We start from the raw sequence: 5,015 nt of genomic DNA on the forward strand, positions 1-5,015 counted from the left end.
ACACCTCGGTGTGTCAGGTACACCGAGTTGATGCCATCGCAGGCAAGCCAGTTCCCACAGGATGAATCGCTTTCTACCGGGGAATCGGCGTTACACCACGCAATACCAAGTCGCTGATAAACCCCAGCCAATCCTGCTGTTGCCCCTTGTCCGCCAGGTCTTCACCCAGGAACGAACTGAGCGTGTGGCGGTTGGAGTTATAGAAGTAGCACAGCGAGGCAATCATCAAATACACGTGCTTGAGGTCGATGTCCTGGCGAAACACACCCTGGGCCTGGCCGGCTTCGATGATCGGGCGCAGCACGCCGACCGCTTCGCCCGACAGCCTGCGCATCTCGCCGGACTGCTGGGCGTGCTTGCCCTGGTGCAGGTTCTCGATGCTCAGGATCGCCACGAACTCGGGGTGCTTGACGTAGTAGCTCCAGATAAAGGCCACCAGTTCGCGCAAGGCTCGCGCGGGGTCGCCCAGGTCCAGTTTGAGTGTGCTTTCGGCTTTATTGAACTGTTCGTAGACATGTTCCAGCACACAGACGAACAGGTGTTCCTTGCTGCCGAAATAGTAATAAAGCATGCGGTCGTTGGAGTCGGCGGCCTTGGAAATAGTATCGACGCGCCCACCGGAATAGCCGTCGCGGGTGAACACCTTGACCGCCGCCTGCAGGATGCGCGCACGTGTCTGGTCGGCCTGTTGCGCTCGAATTCCGGTCTTCTTGATCGCCATCTCAAAGTGCCTTGCCGCCAGTCTGGGCGCGAAATATAGCATGGGCTTTTTCGTGTCCGTTCTATGACCGACAAGTTCTGTAATAAAAACGCCATTGCGCTGGGGATTGGATCCGAGTCGGGCTATTTTGGTGCACCTCAATAAATAGAGTAGCCATGGATGAAATACCAACCCTTCAGCCGTACCCTGATTGCCACTGCGCTGGTGTTGACGGTCAGCGGTGTGCAAGCCGCCTCACAGGCCCCGGTGGCCGGTGAAAATGGCATGGTGGTGACCGCCCAGCATTTGGCCTCTCATGTCGGTGTGGATGTGCTCAAGGCCGGCGGCAACGCGGTGGATGCGGCGGTTGCCGTGGGCTATGCGCTGGCGGTGGTGTACCCGGCAGCGGGTAACCTCGGCGGTGGCGGCTTTATGACCGTGCAGCTGGCGGACGGGCGCAAGACCTTCCTCGACTTCCGTGAAAAAGCCCCACTGGCAGCCACCGCCGATATGTACCTGGACAAGGACGGCAAGGTCATCGACGGCCTCAGCGCCAAGGGCCACTTGGCCGTCGGCGTACCCGGCACCGTGTCTGGCATGGAAACCGCGCTGAACAAATACGGCACCCTAAAGCGCGCCCAAGTGATTGCCCCGGCCATCAAGCTGGCCGAAAACGGCTTTGAGCTGGAACAGGGCGATATCGACCTGCTGCACACCGCCACTGGCGAGTTCGAAAAAGACAAGGACCTGCGCGGGATCTTCCTGCACAACGGCCAGCCGATGCAGGTCGGCCAGAAGCTGGTGCAAAAAGACCTGGCCAAGACCCTCAAGGAAATCTCCGCCAAGGGCACCGATGGCTTCTATAAAGGCTGGGTCGCCAAGGCGCTGGTGGATTCCAGCCAGGCCGGCAAGGGCATCATCACCCAGGCCGACCTCGACAAATACAAGACCCGTGAGCTGGCGCCCATCGAGTGTGACTACCGTGGCTACCACGTGGTCTCGGCACCACCGCCAAGCTCCGGCGGTGTGGTGATCTGCCAGATCATGAACATCCTCGAAGGCTACCCGATGGCCGACCTCGGCTATCACTCGGCCCAAGGCCTGCACTACCAGATCGAAGCGATGCGCCATGCCTACGTGGACCGCAATAGCTACCTGGGCGACCCGGATTTCGTCAAAAACCCTATCGCGCACCTGCTGGACAAGGACTACGCCGCCAAGCTGCGTGCCGCCATCGAGCCGCAAAAGGCCGGTGATTCCCAGGCGATCAAGCCGGGTGTGTCGCCCCATGAAGGCAACAACACCACGCACTATTCGATCGTCGACAAGTGGGGCAATGCGGTCTCCGTGACCTACACCCTCAACGACTGGTTCGGTGCCGGTGTGATGGCGAGCAAGACCGGGGTGATCCTCAACGATGAAATGGACGACTTCACCGTCAAGGTCGGTGTGCCGAACATGTACGGCCTGGTGCAGGGCGAAGCCAATGCCATCGCGCCGGGCAAGGCGCCGCTGTCGTCGATGAGCCCGACCATCGTCACCAAGGATGGCAAGGCGGTGATGGTGGTCGGTACGCCGGGCGGCAGCCGGATTATCACCGCGACCTTGCTGACCATCCTCAATGTCATCGACTACAAGATGAACATCCAGGAAGCCGTGGACGCGCCGCGGTTCCATCAGCAGTGGATGCCTGAGACCACCAACCTGGAAACCTTCGCGGTCAGCCCGGACACCCAGAAAATTCTGGAAAGCTGGGGCCACAAGTTTGCCGGTCCTCAGGATGCCAACCACTTGGCGGCGATCCTGGTGGGCGCGCCTTCGCTGGGCGGCAAGCCGGTGGGCAACAACCGCTTCTACGGGGCTAACGACCCACGCCGCAATACCGGGTTGTCACTCGGTTACTGAGGCGTGAGGTGTTGATGCAGGTGGGCCAGGGACAGCGCCAGGCTGTCATGGGATAACTGGGTGGCGGCGCCCTCGGCGCTGCCCTGGGCCGCCGGTATCACCCGCTCGAACATGTGGTTTTCATACGCCTGTACGGCCGCTGAGCAGTCAGGCGTACTGAGCAGGTGCTGGGCCAGTTCGGCCGCGTCGAGCATCGCGGCGTTCACGCCTTCACCGCCAAACGGCGACATCAGGTGCGCCGCATCCCCAATCAACGTCAACCCCTGGCGGTGGCTCCAGCGATGGCCCACCGGCAGGGCGTGGATGTGCCTGGCCAGGACGGTTTCATTCGCCACTTCAAATAGCGCCAGAATGTCCGGGTGCCAACCTTCGAACTGAGCCTTGAGTGCAGCCAGGCTGAGGTGCTTGGCCGCCCACTCGGTCGGCACGCGAAAAATCGCATAGCCGCGCAGATGCGCGTTGGCGTTGCGCTGCACGATGATCGCCTTGGCGCCGCCTTGCACTTGCAGGCTGCCGCGTCCCACCAGCGTGGCAATGTGCGGGTGTTGGCGGTCGACATCATCGATGCCGAACTCGATAAACGTCAGCCCGCTGTACTGCGGCAGGTAGGGCGAGAGCAATGGGCGCAGTCTGGACCAGGCGCCATCGGCACCGACCACCAGATCGAAGGGGCCGTGGGTGATTTCGTCTTGATGCAGTGTCCAGCGTGCAGCGCCGGCTGGGCGGATTTGGTTGATGTTCACGCCCCATTGCACGCAGCCTTCAGGCAGCGAGTCGAGCAGGATCTGACGCAATTGGGTGCGGTCGACTTCCGGGCGGTCGCCGTCATCGGGGTTGGGGTCTTCGAACAGCAGGCGACCGTGTTGATCCATCAGGCGCGCGCCTTGGTCTTCATAGCGCGCGATACGTCGGAAGGCGTCTTCCAACCCGGCCTGTTGCAGCGCCAGTTGGCCGGATTCGACATGCAGATCCAGGGTGCCGCCCTGGGGGCGTTCCAGCGGCCCGCGTTCGCGTTCGAATACGCAGGCGGCCAGGCCGTGGCGATGGAGGATACGTGCCAGGGTCAAGCCGCCGGGGCCGGCGCCGACAATGGCTATACGCAGTGAGCTAGTCATGCAAGTTGTCCTCGGCACGGCTGGGCGAGCAGTTGCTCGACGGCCTCAAAGGCTATGGCGCGGCGTGCTTCCCAGTCGCCACGAATCACCAGGGCAGGTTGGTGGTGCTGTTCGATCCAGTCCAGGCTGCCCTGGAAAAACACCCGGCGATCCGCCAACTCCGGCTGGCAGCGCTGGCCGTCGGCGCTCCATTCCACGTCTTCGGGGGACAGCAGCAGGTGCAGGTCGTAATGGCGGGCCAGCAGCTCGTCATCCAGCCACGCCGGGTAGGCACCGAACAGGGTCTGGCTCCAGAGTTTATTGGTCAGCAGGTGGGTGTCGAGGATCAGCAGGTGAGGCTGCTCGGCGCGGGCAGCGTCTTCCCAGGCCAATTGGCCACGGGCGATGGCCGGGATGTCCGCCAGGGTGGTGTCACGCTGGTGATGGTCGATGAAAAAGCGCACGTATTCACCCACCATCAGCCCGCCGAAGCGAGCATGCAGTTGCGCGGCCAGCCAGCTTTTGCCGCTGGATTCGGGGCCGGCCAGTACCACCACTTTCATACGTGCAACGCCGGGTCGGCGCGCCATTCACGCCAACCCTGCACTGCGATCACGGTGAACAGTGCGTAAAGTGCCGCCGTCAGGTACAGGCCTTTGTAGAGGAACAGGCCGACGAAGATGACGTCCACGGCGATCCACAGCGGCCAGCATTGCACGCGTTTTTGTGCCATCCACATTTGCGCCACCAGGCTGAAACCGGTGAGGGCGGCGTCGAGCCAGGGTTGTGCGGCATCAGTCCAGTGGGCCATGGCGGCGCCGAGCAGCAGGCTGAACACGGCGCCGACGGCGAGGTTGCGCATGATCGCAGGCCAGCCCAGGCTGGTGACCTGGCGGCCTTGCTTGACTTCACCGGCGCGGGTCCATTGCCACCAGCCGTAGAGTTGCAGGCCGGCGTAGACCACTTGCAGGAGCATGTCGGAGTAGAGTTTTACATCGAAGAACACCCAGGTGTAGAGCAGCACCATCACCAGGCCGATCGGCCAGCACCAGGGGTTTTGTTTGACCGTCAGCCAGACAGCGATCACCCCCAGGGCGGCGGCGAACAATTCAAGCCCGGACATGGCGGTTCCTTGGGAGAGTGGCAGAGGGCGGTGATTGTAACCAGAGGTTAGGTATCTTCACAGTGGCGGGGTTTGAGGTGACCTGGGTTTGAGGTGGTTTGGTGTACATATCCGTTGCTGGGGTAACGGCTGCTTAGGGTTCCGCCCTGACGGCGGGTCACTTTTTGAAGGACCAAAAAGGTAACCAAAAAGT

5 protein-coding genes are annotated in these 5,015 nt (G+C 62.0%); 1 reads left to right on the plus strand and 4 read right to left on the minus strand.

What is annotated here, in order from left to right:
• Window positions 1-73 precede the first annotated feature (73 nt).
• Entirely contained in the window at window positions 74-721 is a 648-nt protein-coding gene (locus K0H48_RS01535) for a TetR/AcrR family transcriptional regulator (RefSeq protein WP_219266145.1), read from the minus strand.
• Between the two features lie 159 nt (window positions 722-880).
• Here K0H48_RS01535 and ggt point away from each other — a divergent pair, with 159 nt between their 5' ends.
• Window positions 881-2,605, plus strand: coding sequence for a gamma-glutamyltransferase (gene ggt / locus K0H48_RS01540; RefSeq protein ID WP_219266146.1), 1,725 nt, complete (start codon window positions 881-883; stop codon window positions 2,603-2,605).
• Here ggt and K0H48_RS01545 read toward each other — a convergent pair.
• From K0H48_RS01545 to pnuC, 3 genes are read right to left on the minus strand one after another with little or no spacing between them, the layout of a single operon-like run.
• Window positions 2,599-3,720 carry an NAD(P)/FAD-dependent oxidoreductase gene (locus tag K0H48_RS01545; RefSeq protein ID WP_219266147.1) on the minus strand — a complete coding sequence of 374 codons (1,122 nt, stop codon included), beginning with the start codon at window positions 3,718-3,720 and terminating at the stop codon, window positions 2,599-2,601. The genes ggt and K0H48_RS01545 overlap by 7 nt on opposite strands.
• Window positions 3,717-4,262, minus strand: a complete 546-nt coding sequence (locus K0H48_RS01550) for an AAA family ATPase (protein ID WP_219266150.1) — start codon at window positions 4,260-4,262, stop codon at window positions 3,717-3,719. Before K0H48_RS01550 ends, K0H48_RS01545 begins: the two co-directional genes overlap by 4 nt.
• On the minus strand, window positions 4,259-4,822 hold the full coding sequence (pnuC, locus tag K0H48_RS01555) for a nicotinamide riboside transporter PnuC (RefSeq protein WP_219266148.1): 564 nt from the start codon (window positions 4,820-4,822) through the stop codon (window positions 4,259-4,261). Before pnuC ends, K0H48_RS01550 begins: the two co-directional genes overlap by 4 nt.
• Between the last annotated feature and the right edge of the window lie 193 nt (window positions 4,823-5,015).

It is taken from the genome of Pseudomonas sp. Xaverov 259, assembly GCF_019352915.1.
Classification (GTDB): Bacteria; Pseudomonadota; Gammaproteobacteria; order Pseudomonadales; family Pseudomonadaceae; genus Aquipseudomonas.